Genomic DNA, 21,955 nt, shown 5'->3' on the forward strand with positions numbered 1-21,955 from the left:
GTCCGCGGTTTGTCAGCCGTTGAAGCGTCGCCATGCGCTTAGATGGCGGATAACGGCCTGCGAATCGCCGTTCTGCTCGTGGAGTCGCGTGAGGTGGCGCAAGGCTTCCTCGTTGGCCGGGTTGATTTCGAGGCAGCGCGCGTAGGCCGCCATAGCCTCGTCAACTCTTCCTAGCTGCTCAAGCAATACAGCGTGGTTCAGTGCCGCCTGGTCGTTCTTTCCGTTGATCTCAACGCAGTGCAGGTAGCCGGCGGCGGCCTCTTCAAGGCGGCCGGCTTCCTCCAGGAGCACCGCGCGATTTGCGTGCAGTAGTTCGGCGTCCTGAAAATATTGCAGCGCTTCATCGAACACTTCGAGAGCGTGTGCGCAGCGATTGTGATCGCTCGCAAGCAGGGCGCCAAGGTTGTTGTAGGCGTGGAAGTCTGGCTCCGGCGAAAGCTCAATCGCCTTGCGGTAAGCGGCCTCTGCGCCGACAGCGTCGGTCGCCTGCAACTGCTCGGCAAGCGAATACCAGTCTTCGGCCTGTTTCCTCCGTGCACTCACGCTGGCCGGCGCATTGTCGAGAAACGTCACGTCGCCTTTCACTTCCGCGATTTCGAAGTCCAGAAGCAGCTGGCCAGAGACGGCGTCCCACTGCGCGTCTCCGGTCGCCACGGCCACCGCGTCGCCGACTGCCGTAATACGCACGCCCGTTAGGGGCGCGGCATCAGGCAACTGATCCTTGATACGTGAGAGCGCCTTGAGAATTCGTCGAGGCGGTATCCGCGAACCGCGCAGTTTCAACGCCGTGCGCAGCAGCACCACGTCACGAAAGGTGAAGCGCAGATCGTTACGCGCGCCGTGCGACGGCTGCACAAAGCCGGCGTCGACCAGGGTCCGCAGGGCGCTGCGCGAGACCCCGAGAAGCGATTGCACTTCCCGTAGCGAAAAGGTGTGCACGGTCGAGCGGCCCGTCACCGTCGTGCCCGCGTTTTAGTGGGCGCGGCCACGGGCTCTTCAACTTTTTCTGCCCGCTTCACCGTCTTGCGAGGCTTCGCGGGGAGCTCGGCGACAGGGGCTGGTGACTTCGCACGAGAAGGCGATGCGGTACGCTTTGCGTTTCTCGCAAGGCTTGCGCGCAACGCTTCCATGAGATCGATCACCTGGCCGCTGTCGGGGGCCGCATTTTCCTGCGGCGTCACAACCTGCTTGCCCTCGATCTTCGCGTCGATCGCTTCGAGCACGCGCTTCTTTTCCTTATCCTCGTATTTTTCCGGCTCATAGCGCTCGGTTTCGCCCTGCTCGATGATCTTGAGGGCAAGCTGCAATTCATTTTCGGTGACGGGCGCGTCGTCGATGTCTAGGTCTTTGAGTGAGCGAACAGCATCGCCCCACAGCAGTTGCTGAAGGATGAGTCCGTCGTCGGTCGCCCGCACCTGGACCATATGGGTCTTGGCCTTCCAGTTCCATGACGCAAGTGCACATCGCTTGCTCGCCAGAAGGGCCTTCTTGAGCAGGCAGTATGGTTTGCCGCCCCGTTTGTCGGGCGCGACGAAGTACGCCTTGTCGTAGTAGACCGGGTCGATGGACTGGTCAGGCAGGAAGGCCAGAATCTCAACGATGTGACTGGGGCTTTCCTCGAGCGCCTTCAGTTCGTCCTTTGTGAAAACGACGAACTTGTCTTTCTCGAACTCATAGCCTTTCTGCATTTCGACGCGCTCGACCACCTTTCCCGTGGCTTTCGACACGTATTGCTGCTGGACGCGGGAGCCGTCCGGAGCGAGCAGATTGAAGCTGATGGTCTCGGACGCTGAGGTCGCCGAATACAACCGCACAGGGATGGACACCAGTCCAAAAGAAAGCGAGAGCGATGCAATTGAACGGGCAGCCATGGGCGTCTCCTGATGAACAGAAGAAAAGGCGGCGCTTGAGCGCGCCGGGGCGATGCAAACAGATTAGCACTCGTTTGTGGGCCGGCAAGTGGCCACATTCAGCAGATGGCGTCCCTGTGGAAGACGGGCGCGCCACTTGCTTGACAGGACGGATCAATCCATCAAAAGGAGAGGCAGAAATGGCAGACCAGCATAAGCCAGGCGAGATCGTTAAGACGTCCGGGATCTACAAAGTAGTGAAGGAGGGCGGCGACGGGCCGGAATTCGAGGTGACGTGCGTCGAAGGCGAGCATTTTCCGCCGACCCGCTCGGGCAAGGGCGCGCACTATGAACTGGTCCACGGCGCGACGCATTCGCACAAGCACAGCGAGCTTGGCAGCGGCGACAAATAGCGACGCCATGGAACGCCCGGAGGCCTGCGTTGAGGGAACGGTGCAGCCGGGCAGGCCGTTGATCTGTCTGGGCACCGGGCCAAGTTCGGCGGTGCCGGGAGGGCGGCGATATGACCAGACGATGCGCAGTCGTGGCGGCAATGTTCGCTTCGACCTATCTGCTCGGCTGCGCGGCCCGCGGCCTGCCGTATAACCGCCCTTATCTAACGCGACAGAATGCCGTGAACTCTCGGCGCTGAAGTCGAATGCGCCCCCGACCATGGCGCAGCACCAGAGTGAGCTGGCTGCGCTTATGAAAGCGGGCTATGCTCCGTCGCTATGGCGCGACGATCCGTATTACCGCGATGACCTGCAAGCGGCACAGCGCCTCGTCGACTACTGGTTTCAGACCGAATGTCAGCGGCCGCGGCCCGGATGATGGGCGTGAAATTACTGACGGTCCCTAGGACAACCGGGAACCCGGTGGGAGTTCCCCTTTGCGGATGCCGATTCCGGTCGTACCATGCGATTTCGTCCGATGAAAAGGAGGCGCGCATGGTCAAGCGTTACTATATACGCAAAGGCGACAGCACCACCGCGGGCGGCACGGTAACCGAAGGCTCGGCCGTCATGCACTGTGATGGCTTGCCTCTCGCGTTTGAAGGCGACGCGGTGAGCTGCCCTGCATGCCACAGCACTGGCAAGATTCTGTGTGACGGTCCCCGCTGGCCAAAGGCAGGTCCCGATGGCAGACAAACCGCACTGAGTGATGATCTCTGTCTGTGCCGATGCAATCCATTGCCGCGGCTCATCGCTTCGCAAAGCACAATGTCAATGTCGATGGACGGCTCGCCGGCAGACCCAGTAGTGCAGCGGGCCACGGCCCATGTGTATGCGCAGAACCCGGCAGCTTCGACCCCGGCGCCAAGCGCAATCTCTGGGTCAGCGGGGAGCGGGCTGAAGCAGTCGGCGCCGCTCGCCTTTGCCAGCAACGCGGCGAATAGCGGGGATGTGATGGAACTGGCCGCGCGAGGCGTGAGCGAAGACGACGAGGCCGAGTGCCATGCGCAGTACGAACTCGACATGGAAACATGCAATGCTGCCAGAGCCATGTATAAAAATCCCGCGTATTTTCTGGCCTGCTCGCAGCGGGCGTTTGAGCGTTATCAACAGTGCAGGGGTTACTAATGGAAGCCAAGCGCAAGACGTGCGTGATCACGCTATTCGATGAGGACGCAAAGGCCATTTCGTATCATCATGTTCCGCAGGATCTGGTGGCGGCAGCCATCGAGAAAAGCACCAGCGTCGACGTGCCGCTCGAAGACTTTGATAACCGGCTCGATGATGATTTCGCACGTCGGCTGGGCGGCATGATCCTGCTCATTCTTGCCGGCCGTTCGCCGTTCCTCAAGAGCCATCTTGCGCTCACCACTGAAAGCGATCATGACGCATCTGGGTCGTCCTCTGGACCGGGTACGACGCCCCCGGAAACCGGAAAACGTTCATGGTGGGGCAAAAAGCCGTAACGCACCGCGAGCGGCAATGGGTCCCCTGGCGGCCGGAGGAGGCGACGTGCAAACGGCTCCCGGCGATCTGCATTTAGTGCAGGCACGACCGTGGCAGAATGGTCGCTCCGATCTCAGCGGAGACTGGCATGTCGATTCTGGTGGGCACCGCTTCCTGGACTGACAGGACGCTGATTGAGTCCGGAGCCTTCTACCCTCCCGGCTGCGCTAGCGCTGAGGCGCGCCTGCGGTACTACGCGAGCGTTTTCCCGCTCGTTGAAGTCGATTCGTCTTATTACGCGATGCCGAGCGCCACGAACAGCGCGCTATGGGTCGAGCGCACGCCTGCGGATTTCGTCTTTGACGTGAAGGCTTTCCGGCTGTTCACCGGCCACCAGACGGAGCCGCGATTTTTCCCGAAGGATCTGCAGGCAGATCTACCTGTCACCAGCAAGAAGAACCTCTACTACAAGGACATTCCGCCGGCGGTGCTCGATGAATTGTGGGCGCGCTTCTTCGAGGCGCTGCAGCCGCTACACGCGGCCGGCAAGCTTGGCTCAGTGCTTTTCCAGTTTCCTCACTGGGTGACCGCGGTGCCGAAAGCCAGGGCGCACGTTGAACACTGTGCTGAGCGCATGCATCCCTTTTTGACGGCATTCGAATTCCGGCACGAAAGCTGGTTTGGCGAGAAGCACCGTGAGTCGACGCTGGCAATGGAGCGGGAGCGCGGGATCGTGCACGTCATCGTCGACGCGCCGGAAGGCGTGGCAAAGCGCGCGCACTCTGTGTGGGAGGCGACATCGCCTGAGCTGGCGATTGTGCGACTGCACGGCCGCAACGCGTCGACCTGGAGTGGCGCCGAGTCGGCAGCCGAGCGGTTTAACTACGACTACAGTGATCCGGAATTGCGCGAGCTTGCGCCATCGATCGCGCAAATTGCACGGCGTGTAGCGCGTACGCACGTCCTGTTCAACAACTGTTATCGCGACGTCGCGCAGCGCAACGCCGCAACGATGACACGGCTGCTAGACGGAATCGAGGTGTAAGCCGAACGGCGCGTTTTGGCCGGGCACGATCCCACAGTCGGCAAACTTACGCATTGGTCCGGGACTCACGGGCCAACGTAACCTTTGCCGTCGCCGTCTGGTTCCTCGGTCAGGCAGACAGGAACCTGGAGGACAGGCTTTCCCGCCCCCCGCTTGCCGCGTCGACCTGCGTTGTCAGTCCGGCTGTTGACGCCCCGCCCGTCAAATCACAGTTCCGTATGCCCTTGCCGCGGAGAGCGCTCGCCGGCGGCCAGAAAAGACACCGCTTTGACCGTCTTATCGGGGTTTCAGACCGTGCGGGTCGGCGCTATCCTGAGGGTCTCTCAGGTTCTGCCACGACCCTCGGAAATGGGCAGAATCATTCAGCCGACCCTTCGCGGTCGGCTTTTTTTCATGGGCGGCTTTTTCCGAGGATTTCCCGTCTTGCCTTGCGTCGAGCCTGGTTGGCAGCTATTCTGACGGTCGCAACCTCTGAATAGAACGCTTTTGTGTCTGGAAAAGCATGGCGAAAACCCCCTACATTGAAGACGCACGCCTAAGACACTTGCTGAAAGTCTCGGCCATTTCGGGCGAGAGCCGCGAGCGCAACGTCGCATTGCTCATGGTTATATATGGCACGGGCATGATGCTCACCGAGGTCGCGCGCCTGCCGGTTTCCGCATACCTCAAAGGCGACGGGACTTTGCTTGAGAAGTCGAAGATCGCCGTCGAAATCGCCTACAACGGGAAGGAGCGCCCGTTGTGGTGGTCCAATGCCAAGGTAGTCAACGCAATCGACAAGTACGTGGCGTACCGCATTGAGAGTGGGCACGGAGTTACGACGCGCAAGGCCGCATATCGCGGCCTCGATCCAGAGTCGCCTCTGTTCTTGACGGGCGACGGAAAGCCGTACCGGCTAATGACGCGAAAGACCGCCACCGGAGCAGTCAGTTACTCCTGCGATTCCCTGAGCCAACTGTTTCGCAAGCTGCACTCTCAAGCAGGTATCGAGGGGGCAAGCGCAATGTCAGGACGCCGAACGTTTGCCGTGCGGCTGCATCGAACCGGCTACGATCTTCGGCACATTAACGAACTACTTGGACACGAGACGCTGACCGCGACAAAGCGGTTGATTGACGCCGATCCTGTGCGTCTAGGCGCGATTGTCGCGGGGGTAATTTAGAAACAATGACGGCAGAAGAACTTGAACGTATCCGCGATCAAATCGGCCTGACCCAAGAGGCTATGGCCGACTTGTTGCAGGTTGATTACGTTGGCTACAAGCGTTACGCCACGGGGGCGCGAACGATCCCCCGGTATGTGGCACGCAGCGCGAAAGTGCTGGAATTCGTGCATGAGAGCGGGTTGCTGGACCGGCTTCAAAAACACTTTACCAAGTACCAATGGCTACTACGATTGCGTCAAGTTCGGCGCACGAGTGCCGATAACACGAACAGGGAAAAGCGCTCGGAGCCGTCAAACAAAGAGGATGACCATGACAAACCAACAGAAAGAACAGGAAACGACTTCGAGCGCGGAGCTGAACAACGAGTTGTGGCGCGCGAGTGTTGAAAAGACGCTGGTTGAAGTGCTCGCAGTCGCGGAAGGGCGTACAGACGCTTTCTGGTCCGGTTTTCAGCAGGCGACCGAAGAAATTGCGGAGCGTCTTGGCGTGAAGCTGCCAGAACCCGGCGCACACGCCAGCGAGTCATTCGCGTTGCGCGCCGAAGCTGAATACAACGTCGAATCGCTTGAACGTCTTTCGTGTGAAGCCGATGACAAAGGGCTCCCTGGTATCGCACGCATCTACCAGAAAGCTGCGAATACGATTCGCAAGCTGGCGCGCGCTCGATGGGGGATGATCTACGATCGCGAACGCCTCGGGCTGCTGCGCGCACATGGCGAGCGGATCGCAACCGGTGCCGCTGACGACGCAACACGGCTTCACTGACGACACCACGGAAAATTGGAGGGCGCCGTGAGCGAGGTTCTGTACGTCTATAAATGCGCCGCATGCGGTAAGCGTGGCAACCAACACCTCGAAGGTGATTCGCACGACGGCGAAGCATCTACCTGTGCTTCCTGTGGGTCGGCAGTGACATTGGAATGGGATGGTGGCGTCGTATTGGAAACGCCGCAGACCATCGCAGCCGACGCAATTGCGCGCGCTCGCGAGCGCAAGTAACCGGACAACGGAAAATAGGCCGCCGCGTGCGGCACTGAAAATGGGATCGACAATGCCCGCGCCCCCAACTTTGAACACCGTCGCCCTCATCCCGGAACTCGTGAAGGGCTTGCCGGCGGCGTTTGTGACGCTGATTATCGGCTTAATCGCAGCGGGAATTGCCTTTCGCCAATATCGAATTGCGCGTGCGAAATTTAAGCTGGACCTTTTCGACAAGCGGCATGCAGTCTTCCTTCAAACGTGGGCCTTCATTTCCCTGATGCTTGACTCGAAGCGGTTCATCGACGTTAAGGAAGTGATGGAGTTTCGCCGCGAGGCTGCCAACGCGAAATTTCTTTTCGGCTCAGATATCAAGCACTTTGTCGACGCTGTGGAGAAAAAGTCGTTGGAGCGTGGCGATGCGATGGTCGCGGTCCGCAAAGCGGCTACCGAGGCTGAGCGCAACGAGGCTTCTCGACTCATCGAGGAAACACGCGAATGGGCAACGCGAGAAGTGAAGCTAATCCACGATAGATTTGCATCGTACTTGGATTTTTCAAATTGGCGGTAGACCCGACGGAAAACGACGGCAAGCGGCCGAAGTCATCCAGTGGTGGCACCATGACTGGACAGCGGTGTCCGATACTGCGCAAGAGGCGGCGAAACGAATTCGAGAAGCGGCGCGGTCTATGCGCCTGAATGTCTAGGGAAATTACGTGGATAAAGCTGATTTCATCGCGGCACTGCGAGTCGCGCAAGATGCCGGTTGCCAGTTCGTCATTGGCGTGCCGTCGCTTGGTGGTAGCTCGACGGCAGCGTTGACGCCTGAGCAAGCGCACCGGTTGACGACGGACAAGGAAGGATTGTTTGCCGAGTTGATGGGTCTGACCGTTCCCGAGTACATCGAGTGGCGGGAATCGCAAGGCTCCGTGTACTGCTCCGCGCGGACGAAGCAAGGGAAGCGGTGCAGAAATTTCATCGTCGGCGCTACGTGGCTTGAACCGGATGAGTGGAAAGCGCAGCGCGCGGAAGGCGGTTATTGTTCGGCACACGGTGCCTAGGAAAATCGGAGTATTCGTGAAACAACCAGTTTTGACATACAACGAATTAACCGTCGCAACTGAGCGCGAGATTCGCAAGTACACGGGCGAAACGGGTACGTCTTCTGACGACTTCGATGTACAGGCGCAGGCGCGGAGCGCTCAAAAGGCAATTCTGGAGCTGTGGCGCGACCTCACAAGTGCGATGGTCGAGCAAGCCACCGCCGACCACGGATTGCCACGTCAAGTCGAGGCAGACGACACGCGACTCGAAGGCATCGTAATTCCATTCTGAGTCGATACAACGGAAAACGGGAGAAGCATCTATGACATTGGTCGATGCCGCGCGTCACTATCGGGAGCAAGAAGCGCTTATCGGCAAGGGTGGCGTCGTAGTGTTTTTTCAAGGCGCGGTTCAGGGTTGGGTGAACGAACTGCGCAACCCCGAGCATTGGCAACCCGGCTGCGTCGCTGTCGATGAGCAAGGCCGCTCGTGGACGACTATCGCGGGTAGCGAGCGCGATGGGGCGCTGATGTGGCTCGCTAACCAAGAACTGTAGGAAAAGCCGGTGACCGGCGAACGCAGATAAAGGATACGAACATGGGCGTCAAAGCAAACATCACGGCAACCGAATTTCCGAAGCAAGGAGCGCTGGCCGGAAAGAGAGTAGCTGTCTGTTTCCATCACGATACGTCGCGGGTGGTTGAGGGTGTCGTGCTGCGGGACGACGCAGACGAACCGCATCGTCGCATTATCCATCTGGACGATGGCCGCGTGGTGCTGGATACCGAGTGCCAGTTTACGCCGCTCTAAACGCAACGGAAAACAAAATGGCAACTCAAGACACACGAAGCAGCGACCGCGCGACTGTCGACCAAATGACGCAAGCGCGGACGATTTGCGGAAACAATCCTTTCTTGCTGGCTGAGCTGGAAGAGTTCTTGAATCGACAACCGTCACGCGCGCAGATGTACGAGTTCATTGAAGGTTTGCGCAATCCTGACCGGCAGAAAGAACGCTTCGATGAAAACATTTTGCGGGTTTGCAAGCTGGTCGGGATTGACGATCCCACGCCGGGCGAGAAGCTGCTCGCTCTCCAAGTCGGATTGCAACAAGAGCAAAACGCCGCGCTGGCACTAATCGCGAGCCGTCTTGGCCCTCAGAACAAGGGGGCTGACTCTGGACAGAGCCCGTCCGTTTTCGGGCCGCTGTTGACCGGTATGTTGCTCGGCGCAGTTGTTTCGCATTGACGTCGGAAAAGCGCCCGCGCCGGTCGCGCGGGCCACACAGGAAAACGCCGGCCGTGCCGGCATCAAGGCAAAGTCAATGCAAAAGCAAATTGTGAAGTGCGCTATTCAGGCTGTGATCGTTGCGGCAGTGTTTGTGAGTGCGAGTGTGTTTGCCGATACGACGTTCGATGGTGATCTGGCGCAGCAGATGGACATTTCTTACCAGCCGGGACCGAATAACAACGTTATCGGCCTTGTGGTGAATCGAAGCAATCGGGAAGTCGACGTCACTGTCGAATTCAAGGGATACACGGCTGACGGCATTGTCTCCCAAGGGAATCCCCAGGCAACAATTGCCCACTTGGGAGCCGGTGAGACTGCTCGCTTCCAATGTGCGGGTTTCTTTGGAATGGTCAAGAAAGTTTCTTTGATCCGCGTTCGTACATCTGCGCCGAGTTGAACAGGAAAAGCTATGCCAGGAGAGGGCGACTCATGAAGTCACACGACAATGCGAAAAAGCTTATGCAGTGGCTGCGTCAGCATCAGCCAGCGACGGTTGCTCAGATTGCGGCCAACGGCGTACTTAACTCGCGCGATGCTTCTGATGCGGTCCAATACGGTGTACGACACGGCGTGCTAGAACGCATGAAACGACCCGGAGCGAGCGGCAACGCAAGAGTCCAGTATCGGCTGACCGGGCAGGCGCTCCCAGTCCTCAAAACCGTGGCGGCTCCCTCTTTCGATGGGCTACTTCAAGCGTGGGGGATTGCGCGAACACCTCCCAACATTGAGGCGCACACGTCACGCAAGCTCGAACTGGCCGATTAACAGGAAAAGAAGGACGGACCATGCGCATGTTGGCGATCTGTGCTTTAGCAATCCCTGCGCTGCTGGCGGGCATGAGCGCTAGTGCGGCAGGCACACTGCCGACCGTTGTCGTCTCGTGCGCTACGCCTCATCCAGATTCACCCCGGCAGGTGTCCCTTGACGTCTATGAATTCTACGGTACGACCGCGTCGTCGCGATGCGTGTACACCAACAAAGGAGCCGGCCTGCGTGACAATGAACAGGTCGTTGAGCAGACAGCCGCACAATGCCATGCCAATGTCAAACAGCAGATCTTGAGTGGCATCCAGTGCACGAGTCTGAAGTATTAGGACCGTGGGACAAATAGGAAAAGCGCTCGCGCGGTCGCGCGGGCCGCGCAGGAAAACGGGAGCAATCGATGACCAACGAAGTGCAGGACATTGACCAGGCGCGGCGCATCGCTCGCCAGTTTGCCTCTGAACAAGGCGTTAATGAGGTGCGAGCAGAGGCCTACGCGGACGTTTGGTATGAAGCGAGCAAGGACGACGAGGCTTCCACTGAAACCGCATTGCGGGCACACCTGCGCAGGCGCTTCGCGCAATCGGACTAGCCCTATGGAAAACTTGGCAAAGATGGCGCGCGAAGTCTTAGCCGACGGCGAGTATTGGGCGACGTGCCGGGAGCGCAACGAAATCTCGGCCGCGCTCAACGGTCACAGCGCAGTGTTTCCGCAAGCCAGCATGACCGTCGCAAAGGGTTGGGCAGTTTTCTACCGTAACGGGGAAGAAGTCTGGACATGCAATGCACGGTACGCGGCGGCAAACTTCAACGTGCAGAAGGCGTAGGAAAACTGGACTAGCTGAGGAGCGAACTAATGGGCGAAGCGTCAACAGGAGCGATTCCGCAACGAGAAAAATCCGGTCGACGATACGGGCTGCTCTGTGTAGTCGTGGGCTGGGGTTTCCTTGTTGGCATGTTCACCGGATACTCGTTTCTGGCATACGCCGCTTCGTGGGTTGATTCTCCGTGGGCTAGATATGGATATCTCGCCAGCGATGCACGGAATTGCTTCGCTGCCATGCTGGTAGTGTCCCTACTCTTGAGTGCCATGGCCATCATATTGCGACCTAGGCTGGCTGGACTCGTGTTATTCACCGTCGCCGGAGCGGTCGGCGTATGGGGTGTCTTTATGAATTTGATGACAGCGATGGCCGGAAACGGCTATCCATATTTCGACTTCTGACGGACAAGTCGGAAAACCGCTCGCGCCGGCCGCGCGGCAACAGGAGACAGTGGTTGATTTGGCCAACGTGCAGAAGGTGGCTGCGGTGATCAAAAATGAACGCGATCCGCAAGCTCAGCGCGACGCGCTGATGATGCGCGACCGATGGCTTGCGGAAGTAGACGCAGGCTTGCTTGAAATGTCCGCCGAAGCGCGCAAAGCCCTCGAAGACGCATGAGCGCGGGACGAGGGAAAAGCAGAGCGCGCGGAAGCATGACGGATAAGGAACGGAAAACTCTCGTCATTCCCGCCCCGGGGGCGGTACTTGCGATACCCGATCTACCGCCCGCGGATCTTCCAGCCACTCCAAAAGGGAAGGGCGGTAACTGAAGGTTGGCCGCCCCAGCCAGTTCGTGACCGCCACCCGGACCTCGGGCAGGAAGTCCTCGGGGTCTATAGGAAGCGCTACGACGTACGGCTCGTCGAGGGACAGGCTCGCGCCACAAAGCTTTCCGGCGTCCCAGTACAACACTGCGTCGCTGGTGATGTCTGCGGTTGTGCCGGGGGGGCGGTCGCGTAGCAGCATGCCGATATCCGCGCAAGCGTTCTGCAGTTCCAGGTCCAGTCCGGCACTTTTATACTTGCGACGGGCTAACCCTGCGGTCACATACGCGAGCCTGATGAAAGCAAAAGCTCGCGGACCAAGTTCCTGCTCGTTACAACCGGTGTACGCGCAGAAATGCTCGAAATCATCGAGCGGTGTGTGGCCGAGATCATTCTTCGGAAGGGCGCGCTTGCCGATGACAAGCTGAAGGAGTTCGTCGGGATTTCCGTAGCACATGACCTTTCTCCCCGTTGGCGGCAATGAACGTTGAGCAAGGCGGGTGCCAGGTTGCGCTCGCGCCAGTGGCTGAGGGGCGCGCCTGAAACGTGGAAGTGCAAATATTAGCGCGGACACCAGACACGCCGCGAGACGAGCGGCGTCACCCGCCAGAATTCGCCATCCTGACTAGCCGTGGCGTACGGCGTCCGCATCGCGCCGAGCTTGACCAGTGTTGAGCCGCTCGTGCTCGTTTTCTGAAAGCCCATGCGTGTTAGCGCCTCCCGGCAAAATCGGCGGCGAAGGGTGGCGTAAATCTTGGGTTGTCTGCGATGCATCATTGCCGTCTCTTAGTCTGTGCGTATGTTGTATCCCTTGTATCGCAGGCAAGCCTCACGTCAAGGACAGGGCTCCGCGCGGCCAACCGGTACCCGCGGCGCACGCTTGCGACTCGCCGCCGTTAGTGGACCTGCCGCCAGGCCCGCTCCAGCGCGCCAAAGATAATCGGCACAAAATCGTGGCCCTCGAACGACGCGGGCCGGTCGTCGTTCGGATACTCCAGCACAGCAGGCGCACAGATCATCTGCAGCAACCGGTCACTGAACCTGCCGCCAGCCGTTACCTCGGCCAGCACTTCCTCTTCCATCTGATGAAGCAGCTTCCAGGTCAGGATGCCTTTCGAGCGATGACGCTCGACAACGCGCGGTATTACTTCCTCAGCGGCCGCCTGCGCGTCAAACAGGACGTTGTAGTTCGCCATCGTTTCTTTCCTCGTTGTTTCAGTGAAAATTGCGGCTCGCCGTCGGCAGTTCGCCGAGCAGATGCGACACGTCGACGAGCCGTTGCGCGACAAGGTGCGTCACGTCGCCTTCGCGTTGCCAAACGCCATACACCGCGAGCAGCGACGCTCCGAGCGCCTCGCGCCGTTGCCGCTCGAGCACCGACTGCCACACGATGACATTGACCGACCCCGTCTCGTCCTCCAGCGTCATGAACATCACGCCGTTCGCGGTGCCGGGGCGCTGCCGCACGGTCACAATCCCGCATCCCCGCGCGAGCTGTCCATTGCGATAGCGCATCAACGCTTCGGCGGGCATCAGCCGCATGGACAGCAGCTTTTCTCGCAGCAGCGCAAGCGGGTGACGGCCGAGCGTGAGGCCAGTCGATCGGTAGTCCGCGATCAGGTCCTGTCCTTCCGTTGGGGCCGTCAGTGCCGGCGCCTCTTCCTCGCGTGTCGTCGCGCGTAACAGATCCTTGTCGGGCACCGCGCCGACTGCCGCCCACAGTGCCCGCCTGCGGTCCCCGGAGAGCGGCTTGAGCGCGTTCGCTGCCGCCAGCACCTGCAGATCGTGGCGGTCGAGTTGTGCGCGGTTGGCAAGATCGGCGACGTCGCGAAACGGCCTGACTGCGCGTGCCGCCTCAATGCGCCGGGCAGTTTCCTCGCGCATGCCGCGAACGACGGACATGCCAAGCCGAACGGGCGCCATACTGCCATCGCCTTCCATCGCAGAATCCCAGTCGCTGATGGTCACATCGACCGGCAGCACGCCAACGCCGTGACGCTTCGCGTCCTGCACAAGCTGCGAAGGCGAGTAGAAGCCCATCGGCTGGCTGTTGAGCATCGCGCAAAGGAACGCCGCAGGTTCATGACGCTTGAGCCAGCAGCTTGCGTAGACAAGAAGGGCGAAGCTTGCCGCGTGACTTTCAGGAAAGCCGTACTCGCCGAAGCCCTGGATCTGCGCGAAGATGGACTCGGCGAATTCCCGGTCGTAGCCGCGCTGAAGCATGCCTTCGACGATCCGGTCATGGTAGTGCTGCAGGCCGCCCTTGCGTTTCCATGCCGCCATCGCCCGGCGTAGCTGATCGGCTTCGCCGGCGCTGAAACCTGCCGCGAGCATCGCGACCTGCATGACCTGCTCCTGGAAAATCGGCACGCCGAGGGTGCGTTTCAGCGCCTGCTCGACGTCGGGGCTGGGGTAGGACACGGGCTCGATGCCCTGACGCCGGCGCAGATACGGATGCACCATGCCGCCCTGCACCGGGCCCGGCCGCACGATCGCAACCTCGATCACGAGATCGTAGAACTCGCGTGGCTTTAGACGGGGCAACATGCTCATCTGGGCACGCGACTCGATCTGGAATACGCCGACGGTGTCAGCCGCGCAGATCATGTCGTAAGTCGCTTCGTCCTCGGGCGGGATGTCCTGCATTTCAAACGGCTCGCCGCGCCGCTGCGACACCAGTTCAAGCGCGCGGCGGATCGCCGACAGCATGCCAAGTGCGAGCACGTCGATCTTCAGCAGGCCGAGCGCTTCCAGATCGTCCTTGTCCCACTGGATCACGGTGCGATCTGGCATTGACGCATTCTCAACCGGCACGAGACGGGACAACTTTCCGCGGGCGATCACGAAGCCGCCCGTGTGCTGCGACAGATGACGCGGAAAGCCGAGCAGCTGCGCGGCCAGCGTCGCCCACTGCTGGATCATCGGCGTCTCGGGATCAAGGCCGCTGTCCACGAATCGCCTTACCAGATCCGCGCTCGAATCAAACCAGTGATGTTCCTTTGCGACGCGGTCAACGATGACAGGGTCGATGCCAAGCGCCTTGCCAGAATCGCGGATCGCGGAGCGGGGCCGGTAGGTCGTCACCGCGGCCGCGAGCGCCGCCCGTGTGCGGGAGTACTTCCGGTAGATGTACTGGATGACCTCTTCGCGACGCTGGTGCTCGAAGTCCACGTCGATGTCCGGTGGTTCGCCGCGCTCCTTGCTGATGAACCGCTCGAACAGCATGCTGCTGCGGGCAGGGTCGACTTCCGTAACCCCCAGAACGTAGCAGACCGCGCTATTGGCGGCAGATCCACGCCCCTGACACAGGATGCCCTCGTTGCGCGCGAAGCGCACGATGTCGTACACCGTCAGGAAATACGACTCGTATTTCAGATCAGCGATCAGCGCCAGTTCATGCTCGATTTGCACCTGAACGCTGTGAGGGATGCCGCGCGGATAGCGCCGTTGCGCGCCCTGATAGGTCTCCGCACGAAGATAGGCGCTCGGCGTAGTGCCCGGAGGCACCAGTTCGTCGGGGTATTCGTAACGCAGTTCGTCCAGCATGAATGAGCAACGGCCGGCGATGTTCAGCGTCTGCGCTAATGCGTCCGCCGGATAGACGTTGGCAAGCCGCAAACGCGACCGCAGATGCTGTTCGGCGTTGGGCGCGAGTTCAAAGCCGCATTCAGTGACAGGGCGGTTAAGCCGGATGGCGGTGAGCGTGTCCTGCAGAGGCTTGCGCGATCGTACGTGGATAAGTACCTGACCTGTCGCGACGACGTCCAGACCATGTCGCTCGGCGACGTCGAGCACGACATTGCGGTGAATGTCATCCAGCGCCCGCGCGTGCAAGGTCAGACCCATCCAGCAGCGATCTTCGCCAAACGTGCGTGCGGCCCATTCGGCCTGCGCGTCGAGGCGCGCTTCCTTCGCCGGGAATTCAGGCGTCACGATGATCAGGCAGTCGGGCAGGGCTCGCAGATGCGCATACGGCGGGTCCGGATGGTCGAGATCGTGCGGGTAGAGCAGGTACGTGCCCTTGGCCGTGCGCGTGCGTGCGAGCGTAATCAGTTCGGACAGGTTGCCGTATCCGTCGCGGTTCTGTGCGATCGCCGTGAACGCAAGGGCAGGAGAGCCGTCCGAATTGGTCAGCCGGAAATGCGCGCCGACGAGCAGCTTGATGCCCGCCTCTTTCGCCGCGACGTGCGCGCGCACGATGCCAGCGAGCGAGCATTCGTCGGTGACAGCGATCGCCTCATAACCGAGTTGCGCCGCGCGCGCGGCCAGTTCCTCGGCATGTGACGCGCCGTGAAGGAACGTGAAGTTGGAGAAGCACTGCAACTCAGCATAGCCGGGCAGGGCGAACGACGGATACGACATGGCTTATCCGAAGAGACCATGCAGATACCAGCGCGCCTCATCCTCGTCGACCGCGCCTATGCGTTCCCGGAAGATCCAGTAGCAGATGTGATCGTCGGCTTCCGCGACGAAGTAGTCGCGTGTGACCGGCTCGCCCTGGAACCACCCCGCTTCAACGCGCTCGCCGGACGACACGGTGCGCAGCGGCGTGCCATAGAAGGGCCGTTCGCCCCGCATCAGGAGCTTCAGCGGCTGTTCTAGCAACCATGTCGGACGCGGCGTATCGCTCGCCGGCGGCACGTACTTTGTTTTGCTGTCCGTCACGGACACCCAGCGCGCGGCGACTTCCGGCCGGTGGTCAGCAACCGGCGCCGGGCGCAGCACGTTTTCCGCGCCGAGGCGCGCAACCAGCAGTTCGAGTAGCCGCGCGTGATCGGACGCGGTACCGCCCGGCTCTGGAAAGAGCGAATCGGACGCCGCTTCCGCCTCCTTCACTTCCTGTACAACCAGTTGCAGGGCAATGACGGCCGCGGAGAGTGCCACGCGCGCAAGCCTTTCCTTGAGCAGCCGTAAGAGGTGATCCTCGCGCCACGTCGGCTCCGCGAGCGAGACTTCGACGGCGGTCGGCTCGATGGCATCGCGACCGCGTTCGTGCTCGAGCAGCAGAACAATGCGCGTCACGGCAAGCTGCTTCTGCGACAGCCAGCCGGTTAGCTTTACCACGAGCCGGCGCGCTGCAAACAGACAGGCCTCGGCGTGCTCGATGCGATCCGGCAGTTCCACGCGCGCCTGAAAGGTCGGCGGCGTCTCAAACCATTCATACACTTCGGGTGCATCTCCATTGGCGCGGTCGAGCAGATCCAGCAACGCTGTCCCGCAACGCTTCTTCAAACCTGCACGCGGCAGTCGCATCAGTTGTCCAACCGTATCGCAGCCGATGCCAGTGAGCCAGTCCATATGGCGACGCGCGGGTGGAGGCAGGCCCACCGGCAATCCGGCCAGCGTACGGTGAAGAGAATCGTGCGACAGCGCCACACCGCCACGAGCTCGCGCGAGCAACCATGCCGCCTGTCCCGTTGGTGCAACGCTGACGGTCGCGGTCATGCCGATAGCATCCGCGACGCGGCGCGCCATGCGGCGCAACGACCGGATGCCCCCAAAGAGCCGCAAGCTTGCTGACACGTCGACGAGCACAGTGCTTTCCTCCGCTATGACCACTTGCGGCGAAAGATTCAACAGGCCTGTGGCGACCTCGCGCACCGTGTTCACCTCGGCCGCGCTGTCGCGCTCATGCATGACAGTAGCGGGGGCAAGCGTGAGTACGCCGCCGCGGCGCATGCCCATACAGACGCCCGCCTCTCGCGCCCGCGCGTCCATGGCGATGACGCGCTCTTTCTCGAGCACGGCAATACCGTTGGCCGGGTCCGAGGTTTCACGCGACCACTTCGTCCGGAACACTTCGAGGCACAGCGACGGGAGATGGACGCCTAACCACAGTTGCATTGCGTTTTACGTTCAGAATCGGGGAAGGCGTCAGCGGGACGAAGAGCGGCTCATCGCGTGCGGGGCCGCGGCGTTTGATGAACTGGATATCGACACCGTCCTTCGCGGCCCGGATCGCAAGCCGAAGCGGCGCCGGGGAGGCGTCGCGCGTCGTCGCAAGCGGTCGCAACATGAAAAAGAGCGACTCGGACGCCTGCGCGGCCAGATGCAGTCGGCGCAGCGATTCGGGCCGCACGTGGTTCTGCCAGAAAAGCAGAGCACCACATGTGCCTGCGCGCAGAATCTGCTCCGCGGCCCACAGCGCATCGGCCGTGCGCGGCGCCTTGACCGTCATGACATTTGAAGGATCGAGTCCCCACCAAGCGAGAGCCGTCGGCTGAAGGTCATGAGGCGGCTGCAGGATGGCAACAGTCCTGGACGATAACTGCTCGAATGCAGGACGAAGCAGCCGTAATTCGCCGCAGCCCGTCTGCTGCACAAGCAGATCGGTCAGTGCGCCGCGTGACCAGCCACCGCCAGGCAATTCCCGCGCAAGGTTCTCGTCGCCGCAATCAACGACGCGCGACCGGGCGTGAGCCAGCTGATTGCCGCGCCACAGGTCCGGATGAATCGTCTCGGGCAGCATAACGGCATTCATGGCTCCCTCCGGTGGCAAGTACTGTATAAAAACACAGTATAGCCTGGACGACATCGCATGTTCTTTGGAATTTCGGGGTCATATCATCTGCGGACATTGCACCGGTGCAACTCGTACGGGTGCTGTGAGATAGAGACCTTGTATTCGGTTTGACTTTATTTCGTGATGCTAGCTGATGCCGGTTGTGACGCGGCGTGATAGATTGCCGATCTCTCGTTCACCCACCGCCAAACTATGCAAATCCGCTTTGTGCTCGCCCTTGTCGTTTCGATTGCGGCTGCATCGTCCCTGACCGCCTGTTCGAACAGGTCGACCCCTAACGAAGAAAACTTCAGCGCGGCCGTAAAACAGAAATTGGCCTCAAGTCCGCAGCGCTGCCTGCCCGCCGTCTCGTGGCCGGCCTCTGCAGAGCCCGCGGATCATGGCAATCCGTACGCCTTCTACGACGCCGGCGTCGGTTTCGTGAGCGCGGGGCTCGCGACAGTCAAAGAAGCGGGCCCAAACGCATCGACCAATTTCCGTAAGAAGGCGATTTTCTCTCTTACCGACGAGGGCAAGAAGATCCTGGTCCGTGAACCGTTTCAGCCATATCCGAATCAGCAAACCGGCCGCTTTTGCTACGGAAACATCAAGCTGACGAAGATACTGAAATGGGATGCGTCGGTGACCATCGGAAGCGCGACCGGCACCACTGTCTACTACGCCTACGAAATTACCGACGCTCCGAAGTGGGCTGACAACGAGCAATTGAGATCCGCTTATCCCGAGCTCGCGAGCGACATGACAGGAAAGGGCCAAGCGACGCTGCCGGTTGTCCTGTCGAACGAGGGATGGCAAACGGCTAACTAAGCGCCGTTCAAAGACCATCGACTGTCGCGCCAGGTTGGCCGAACCGGATTTCGGATGCCCTTCACCCGGCCATCGAGTATGCACCGAGCAAGATGACGCTAACCAAAACAATCAATCGCACGAAAATAGCCCTCGTGTCGCTCGCCACGGCGGCAACGTTCGCGCTGTCCGGATCGAGCATTGCGGCGGTGGTAGTTCCGACAGACCAGTGCTTCACCGCTTCGGATCTTGCCGATTTACAGCGGAACTTCTTTCAGCACTTCCCCGATGCCGGCGCTTTCTCGCGATACGCTGATAGAGAGCGTTTTGAGCTTCTTACTAACGCCCCGCCGGGCAGAGAACTGCGAGATAACCACAGGCCGACGCGAGAGAAGATCGCGTGGCTTTTTAGCGTGTTCACTGATTACAGGGAACTGTTCGCAGGCTTCTCGTTCGAGCGGCCGGACTTCACCTATATGAAAGGGCAACTGAAGGGCGCCGCGGCAACAGTGGATAACTTGCGCACCCGAAAGCGTTTCCCGAAAAACGAATGCGTGCAGGAAGTCAATTACGATCTGCCAGCCGGGCCGTGCGTGGCGTCGCAGATGCTAACCCGCCTTTCCATCACCTTCGTGAAGGATGAGCGTCCGTTAAGGTTGACTAGCGCGGAAGTGTTCTTCAACAGATGCGCGTCCAAGTGAGCCGTAGCCGGCGCCTGGGGTTATGCGCGCGACAGCCCACGCGGCGCGAGTCGACGACGGTCCTCGCGGGTCGGAGCCGCACCAGCGCGGGCGTTTGAACGATGCGTTGGAAATGGCTGAAATGGACCGCGGCAGTCGGCGCGCCGCTGCTCGTCACATGGTATTTCTGTCGTCCGGTGCTCGTGCTCCACTATTCATCGCGGGCGCGTGAGCCGGTGGCTTACATTCTTAACGAAAACGACCGCATAACGCGTCGCCAGCTGTCGCCCGGCGGAGCAGAGCGCTTCTATACGCCTATGTTCGTCCGTCCCGACAAGTGGATAGAAGTCAGCCTGCCATTGGCTAGTCGAGACGGCGTAATTATCAAGCCCCCGTTTAGCCGGGTTGACCTTTATATCGATCAGTTTGCAAAGATCGAGCGAACCGATGTGAAGTATGGCTTCTTCGATCGCCTCCAATAATCGATCCCTCAAGCAGTCATCAGCAGTGTGAAATAGAGACGGCCAGCGGCAGCCCGGCGGAGCGGCGGCCACTCATTGCCGCCGACGCTGGTATATACTGTACAAACGTACAGTATATACGGCCCGTTGGCCGCAACATGCCGCTCATCGGAGCGGTCTAATACCCGCGAGCAGTCCTGACTGCAGACCAAACATGAGGGACGAAAAAATGACCTTGGACGACCTGAAACAACTGGGAATCGTAGTCGGGCACATTGCCGATGCAGAGCTAGGCAACCAATTCATCGCATGTATCGGCAAGGTGACTAGCGGCGGTGTCAAATCCGGCGACGGGCAACACTGGATGGGCGCCACTCCCCTGCAAGCGGCAATGCGTTGCTACGAAGAGTCGGATGCGGTGCCGAAGTAGGATGTCCGGAGCCGTTTGGTGATGCGCTTAGGCATGACAGGCTTCCTCCGGCAGCATGAAACACTTCCTCTCGGGCCCCGCCCGAGCAGCCGCCCATCCCATGTGCTTACCCGTCCTCCCAGTGCTAGAGAACCTTCGTCATCGTGATCGTTGTCTCGTCGGCGATGAACCCTAGGCTCGAGTACCAGCGGATCAGCGTCGGTGTGTCGGGGTCGCCGCGCTCTCGCCCGAGTGCGTACGGATTAAGTCGAGCACGCGTGGCGCCCAACTTCTTAAGTTCGGCTTCGGCGCATTCCATAAGCTCTGTGGCGATCCTAAGCTTTCGAAAACGGTCTAGCACAAACACCTGTTGAATTGATCCGTCCAAAGTTTCGCGATAAAAATCGAACAAGATTAACCCGGCTTCGATCCCGCCGACCGCCGCTACGAAACAGTGTGACCAGCGATCACGCCACTCTCGAGCGACCCGCGGCCGCAATACATCGTCCTCGACGTCTTCTGGGCTGAGGATGGCCCGAACTTCGCGACCTTTGTCCATTGTCGGTTCGCTCTCTACAGTATCAGACGGTGAAGGTCGCGACATCTCAATGACGATGGCGACCGCTGCGGGGCAGTAATCACTCAGGCTTCGACGCGCCGAGCGCATGCGAGTAGACCGTCCGGTCACCCACGTTCTCACATAAAGTTTTCAGTATGCCGGCCGTTAACCGCAGTTAACCTTAGACACGTCCTCCGAAACCCACATGAATCGCATAAACGTCTACCCGAAATTTGCAAGAAACATGCTGGCGGCCCTGTTTATTCTATTTGTGGCGTCTACGGTGCTTCTGATGGTGCGACAGGAATTTTCGCTTCCGCCCAGCGCCGCTGCTTCCTTCGCCGCTGTTGATTTGCACTGAATCCTGACCCACGATTTGCATTGAATTCTGACCCACCCGTTGGACCAGCTTTGCGGGTTATTCGGTGGGTATCTGGGTCTTCTTTCTCTCCTTTTTGGGCTGTGTCGTGCTGTTTCTGAAACGATAGCTATCGTTGCCTGTTTCTACAATGTGGCAGTGGTGCGTAAGCCGGTCGAGCAGCGCGGTCGTCATCTTGGCATCGCCAAACACACTGGCCCACTCGGCGAAGCTCAGATTGGTGGTGATGATGATGCTGGTTCGTTCGTAGAGCTTGCTAAGCAGGTGGAACAGCAACGCACCGCCGGTCTGGCTGAAGGGCAGATAGCCGAGCTCGTCCAGCACCACAAGATCGGCATACATAAGTCGTGTGGCGAGCTGTCCGGGCTTGCCCACGAGCTTCTCCTGTTCGAGTGCGTTGACCAGCTCGATGGTGGAGAAGAAGCGCACCCGGCGGCGATGATGTTCGAGAGCCTGCACACCGATCGCGGTTGCCAGATGATCTCGTACCGACTGTCAACGCTTGTTCGCGGTCTTCGAATGACGTTTTACGCCGGTTC

The 21,955-nt window shown here is 60.1% G+C and carries 34 protein-coding genes and 2 pseudogenes; 26 read left to right on the forward strand and 10 right to left on the reverse strand.

Annotated features, from left to right (window positions below; all coding sequences use genetic code 11):
- Positions 1-12: 12 nt before the first annotated feature.
- Both SB753_RS33220 and SB753_RS33225 read right to left on the reverse strand, forming a co-directional pair.
- On the reverse strand, positions 13-957 hold the full coding sequence (locus SB753_RS33220; protein WP_110406211.1) for a tetratricopeptide repeat protein: 945 nt from the start codon (positions 955-957) through the stop codon (positions 13-15).
- Positions 954-1,871 carry a Ku protein gene (locus SB753_RS33225; protein ID WP_110406212.1) on the reverse strand — a complete coding sequence of 306 codons (918 nt, stop codon included), beginning with the start codon at positions 1,869-1,871 and terminating at the stop codon, positions 954-956. The genes SB753_RS33220 and SB753_RS33225 overlap by 4 nt, the downstream gene beginning before the upstream one ends.
- 179 nt (positions 1,872-2,050) lie before the next feature.
- Here SB753_RS33225 and SB753_RS33230 point away from each other — a divergent pair, with 179 nt between their 5' ends.
- From SB753_RS33230 to SB753_RS33330, 21 genes and pseudogenes are all read left to right on the forward strand, one after another.
- Positions 2,051-2,263: a hypothetical protein gene (locus SB753_RS33230; RefSeq protein ID WP_027780548.1), complete on the forward strand. Its 213-nt coding sequence runs from the start codon at positions 2,051-2,053 to the stop codon at positions 2,261-2,263.
- Positions 2,264-2,373: 110 nt separating this feature from the next.
- Positions 2,374-2,681 (forward strand): annotated as a pseudogene (locus tag SB753_RS33235) (DUF4148 domain-containing protein).
- A 116-nt stretch (positions 2,682-2,797) separates the two neighbouring features.
- Entirely contained in the window at positions 2,798-3,430 is a 633-nt protein-coding gene (locus SB753_RS33240) for a PAAR domain-containing protein (RefSeq protein ID WP_410804176.1), read from the forward strand.
- Positions 3,430-3,768, forward strand: coding sequence for a hypothetical protein (locus tag SB753_RS33245; protein WP_110406214.1), 339 nt, complete (start codon positions 3,430-3,432; stop codon positions 3,766-3,768). Before SB753_RS33240 ends, SB753_RS33245 begins: the two co-directional genes overlap by 1 nt.
- A gap of 128 nt (positions 3,769-3,896) precedes the next feature.
- Positions 3,897-4,793, forward strand: coding sequence for a DUF72 domain-containing protein (locus SB753_RS33250; RefSeq protein ID WP_410804178.1), 897 nt, complete (start codon positions 3,897-3,899; stop codon positions 4,791-4,793).
- Positions 4,794-5,295: 502 nt separating this feature from the next.
- Positions 5,296-5,955: a tyrosine-type recombinase/integrase gene (locus SB753_RS33255; protein WP_410804180.1), complete on the forward strand. Its 660-nt coding sequence runs from the start codon at positions 5,296-5,298 to the stop codon at positions 5,953-5,955.
- A 5-nt stretch (positions 5,956-5,960) separates the two neighbouring features.
- The gene (locus SB753_RS33260) at positions 5,961-6,344 is read left to right on the forward strand and encodes a hypothetical protein (RefSeq protein WP_410804182.1); all 384 of its coding nucleotides are present in this window, start codon (positions 5,961-5,963) and stop codon (positions 6,342-6,344) included.
- The gene (locus SB753_RS33265; RefSeq protein WP_146221199.1) at positions 6,268-6,723 is read left to right on the forward strand and encodes a hypothetical protein; all 456 of its coding nucleotides are present in this window, start codon (positions 6,268-6,270) and stop codon (positions 6,721-6,723) included. Before SB753_RS33260 ends, SB753_RS33265 begins: the two co-directional genes overlap by 77 nt.
- 27 nt (positions 6,724-6,750) lie before the next feature.
- The gene (locus SB753_RS33270) at positions 6,751-6,957 is read left to right on the forward strand and encodes a hypothetical protein (RefSeq protein ID WP_216649347.1); all 207 of its coding nucleotides are present in this window, start codon (positions 6,751-6,753) and stop codon (positions 6,955-6,957) included.
- Positions 6,958-7,027: 70 nt separating this feature from the next.
- A complete protein-coding gene (locus SB753_RS33275) occupies positions 7,028-7,507 on the forward strand; it encodes a hypothetical protein (protein ID WP_171800699.1) in 480 nt (159 codons plus the stop codon).
- A 145-nt stretch (positions 7,508-7,652) separates the two neighbouring features.
- On the forward strand, positions 7,653-7,997 hold the full coding sequence (locus SB753_RS33280) for a hypothetical protein (RefSeq protein WP_410804185.1): 345 nt from the start codon (positions 7,653-7,655) through the stop codon (positions 7,995-7,997).
- Between the two features lie 16 nt (positions 7,998-8,013).
- Complete coding sequence (locus tag SB753_RS33285) at positions 8,014-8,271, forward strand: hypothetical protein (protein ID WP_132384576.1); 258 nt, start codon at positions 8,014-8,016, stop codon at positions 8,269-8,271.
- 31 nt (positions 8,272-8,302) lie between these two features.
- Entirely contained in the window at positions 8,303-8,536 is a 234-nt protein-coding gene (locus SB753_RS33290; protein WP_410804187.1) for a hypothetical protein, read from the forward strand.
- Between the two features lie 41 nt (positions 8,537-8,577).
- Positions 8,578-8,790 (forward strand): hypothetical protein, encoded by a 213-nt coding sequence (locus SB753_RS33295; protein ID WP_410804189.1) that lies wholly within the window; start codon positions 8,578-8,580, stop codon positions 8,788-8,790.
- Positions 8,791-8,807: 17 nt separating this feature from the next.
- Positions 8,808-9,227, forward strand: a complete 420-nt coding sequence (locus tag SB753_RS33300) for a hypothetical protein (RefSeq protein WP_107708174.1) — start codon at positions 8,808-8,810, stop codon at positions 9,225-9,227.
- Between the two features lie 76 nt (positions 9,228-9,303).
- Entirely contained in the window at positions 9,304-9,666 is a 363-nt protein-coding gene (locus tag SB753_RS33305; RefSeq protein WP_110406228.1) for an FxLYD domain-containing protein, read from the forward strand.
- A 32-nt stretch (positions 9,667-9,698) separates the two neighbouring features.
- Positions 9,699-10,034 carry a hypothetical protein gene (locus SB753_RS33310; protein ID WP_110406229.1) on the forward strand — a complete coding sequence of 112 codons (336 nt, stop codon included), beginning with the start codon at positions 9,699-9,701 and terminating at the stop codon, positions 10,032-10,034.
- Between the two features lie 397 nt (positions 10,035-10,431).
- Positions 10,432-10,623 (forward strand): hypothetical protein, encoded by a 192-nt coding sequence (locus tag SB753_RS33315; protein WP_110406231.1) that lies wholly within the window; start codon positions 10,432-10,434, stop codon positions 10,621-10,623.
- Between the two features lie 4 nt (positions 10,624-10,627).
- Entirely contained in the window at positions 10,628-10,858 is a 231-nt protein-coding gene (locus tag SB753_RS33320; RefSeq protein WP_110406232.1) for a hypothetical protein, read from the forward strand.
- Between the two features lie 29 nt (positions 10,859-10,887).
- Positions 10,888-11,256: a hypothetical protein gene (locus tag SB753_RS33325; RefSeq protein WP_410804193.1), complete on the forward strand. Its 369-nt coding sequence runs from the start codon at positions 10,888-10,890 to the stop codon at positions 11,254-11,256.
- A 49-nt stretch (positions 11,257-11,305) separates the two neighbouring features.
- Positions 11,306-11,473, forward strand: coding sequence for a hypothetical protein (locus SB753_RS33330; protein WP_181424890.1), 168 nt, complete (start codon positions 11,306-11,308; stop codon positions 11,471-11,473).
- Positions 11,474-11,536: 63 nt separating this feature from the next.
- Here SB753_RS33330 and SB753_RS33335 read toward each other — a convergent pair whose 3' ends face one another.
- The 6 genes from SB753_RS33335 to imuA form a co-directional block, all read right to left on the reverse strand.
- Positions 11,537-12,076 (reverse strand): hypothetical protein, encoded by a 540-nt coding sequence (locus SB753_RS33335; protein WP_410804195.1) that lies wholly within the window; start codon positions 12,074-12,076, stop codon positions 11,537-11,539.
- Between the two features lie 104 nt (positions 12,077-12,180).
- A complete protein-coding gene (locus tag SB753_RS33340; RefSeq protein WP_410804197.1) occupies positions 12,181-12,324 on the reverse strand; it encodes a hypothetical protein in 144 nt (47 codons plus the stop codon).
- Positions 12,325-12,515: 191 nt separating this feature from the next.
- On the reverse strand, positions 12,516-12,815 hold the full coding sequence (locus SB753_RS33345; protein ID WP_410804199.1) for a DUF2471 family protein: 300 nt from the start codon (positions 12,813-12,815) through the stop codon (positions 12,516-12,518).
- A gap of 19 nt (positions 12,816-12,834) precedes the next feature.
- The gene (locus SB753_RS33350) at positions 12,835-15,981 is read right to left on the reverse strand and encodes an error-prone DNA polymerase (protein ID WP_410804201.1); all 3,147 of its coding nucleotides are present in this window, start codon (positions 15,979-15,981) and stop codon (positions 12,835-12,837) included.
- 3 nt (positions 15,982-15,984) lie between these two features.
- Positions 15,985-17,463, reverse strand: coding sequence for a Y-family DNA polymerase (locus SB753_RS33355; RefSeq protein WP_410804203.1), 1,479 nt, complete (start codon positions 17,461-17,463; stop codon positions 15,985-15,987).
- Positions 17,393-18,100, reverse strand: coding sequence for a translesion DNA synthesis-associated protein ImuA (imuA, locus tag SB753_RS33360; protein ID WP_410804205.1), 708 nt, complete (start codon positions 18,098-18,100; stop codon positions 17,393-17,395). The genes SB753_RS33355 and imuA overlap by 71 nt, the downstream gene beginning before the upstream one ends.
- 354 nt (positions 18,101-18,454) lie before the next feature.
- Here imuA and SB753_RS33365 point away from each other — a divergent pair, with 354 nt between their 5' ends.
- The 4 genes from SB753_RS33365 to SB753_RS33380 all read left to right on the forward strand — a co-directional run bounded on the left by SB753_RS33365 (position 18,455) and on the right by SB753_RS33380 (position 20,499).
- Positions 18,455-18,949 (forward strand): hypothetical protein, encoded by a 495-nt coding sequence (locus tag SB753_RS33365; protein WP_410804207.1) that lies wholly within the window; start codon positions 18,455-18,457, stop codon positions 18,947-18,949.
- 92 nt (positions 18,950-19,041) lie between these two features.
- Positions 19,042-19,629, forward strand: coding sequence for a hypothetical protein (locus SB753_RS33370; protein WP_410804209.1), 588 nt, complete (start codon positions 19,042-19,044; stop codon positions 19,627-19,629).
- A 101-nt stretch (positions 19,630-19,730) separates the two neighbouring features.
- Positions 19,731-20,090: a hypothetical protein gene (locus SB753_RS33375; RefSeq protein WP_410804211.1), complete on the forward strand. Its 360-nt coding sequence runs from the start codon at positions 19,731-19,733 to the stop codon at positions 20,088-20,090.
- A gap of 208 nt (positions 20,091-20,298) precedes the next feature.
- On the forward strand, positions 20,299-20,499 hold the full coding sequence (locus SB753_RS33380) for a hypothetical protein (RefSeq protein ID WP_410804213.1): 201 nt from the start codon (positions 20,299-20,301) through the stop codon (positions 20,497-20,499).
- A gap of 124 nt (positions 20,500-20,623) precedes the next feature.
- Here SB753_RS33380 and SB753_RS33385 read toward each other — a convergent pair whose 3' ends face one another.
- The gene (locus SB753_RS33385) at positions 20,624-21,037 is read right to left on the reverse strand and encodes a GNAT family N-acetyltransferase (protein ID WP_408492390.1); all 414 of its coding nucleotides are present in this window, start codon (positions 21,035-21,037) and stop codon (positions 20,624-20,626) included.
- Between the two features lie 205 nt (positions 21,038-21,242).
- Here SB753_RS33385 and SB753_RS33390 point away from each other — a divergent pair, with 205 nt between their 5' ends.
- Positions 21,243-21,398, forward strand: coding sequence for a hypothetical protein (locus SB753_RS33390; protein WP_410804215.1), 156 nt, complete (start codon positions 21,243-21,245; stop codon positions 21,396-21,398).
- Between the two features lie 57 nt (positions 21,399-21,455).
- Here SB753_RS33390 and SB753_RS33395 read toward each other — a convergent pair.
- Positions 21,456-21,902: pseudogene (locus SB753_RS33395) on the reverse strand (ATP-binding protein); the annotation flags it as partial.
- Between the last annotated feature and the right edge of the window lie 53 nt (positions 21,903-21,955).

It is taken from the genome of Paraburkholderia sp. SIMBA_053 (assembly GCF_046534895.1).
GTDB classification, from domain to species: domain Bacteria; phylum Pseudomonadota; class Gammaproteobacteria; order Burkholderiales; family Burkholderiaceae; genus Paraburkholderia; species Paraburkholderia caledonica.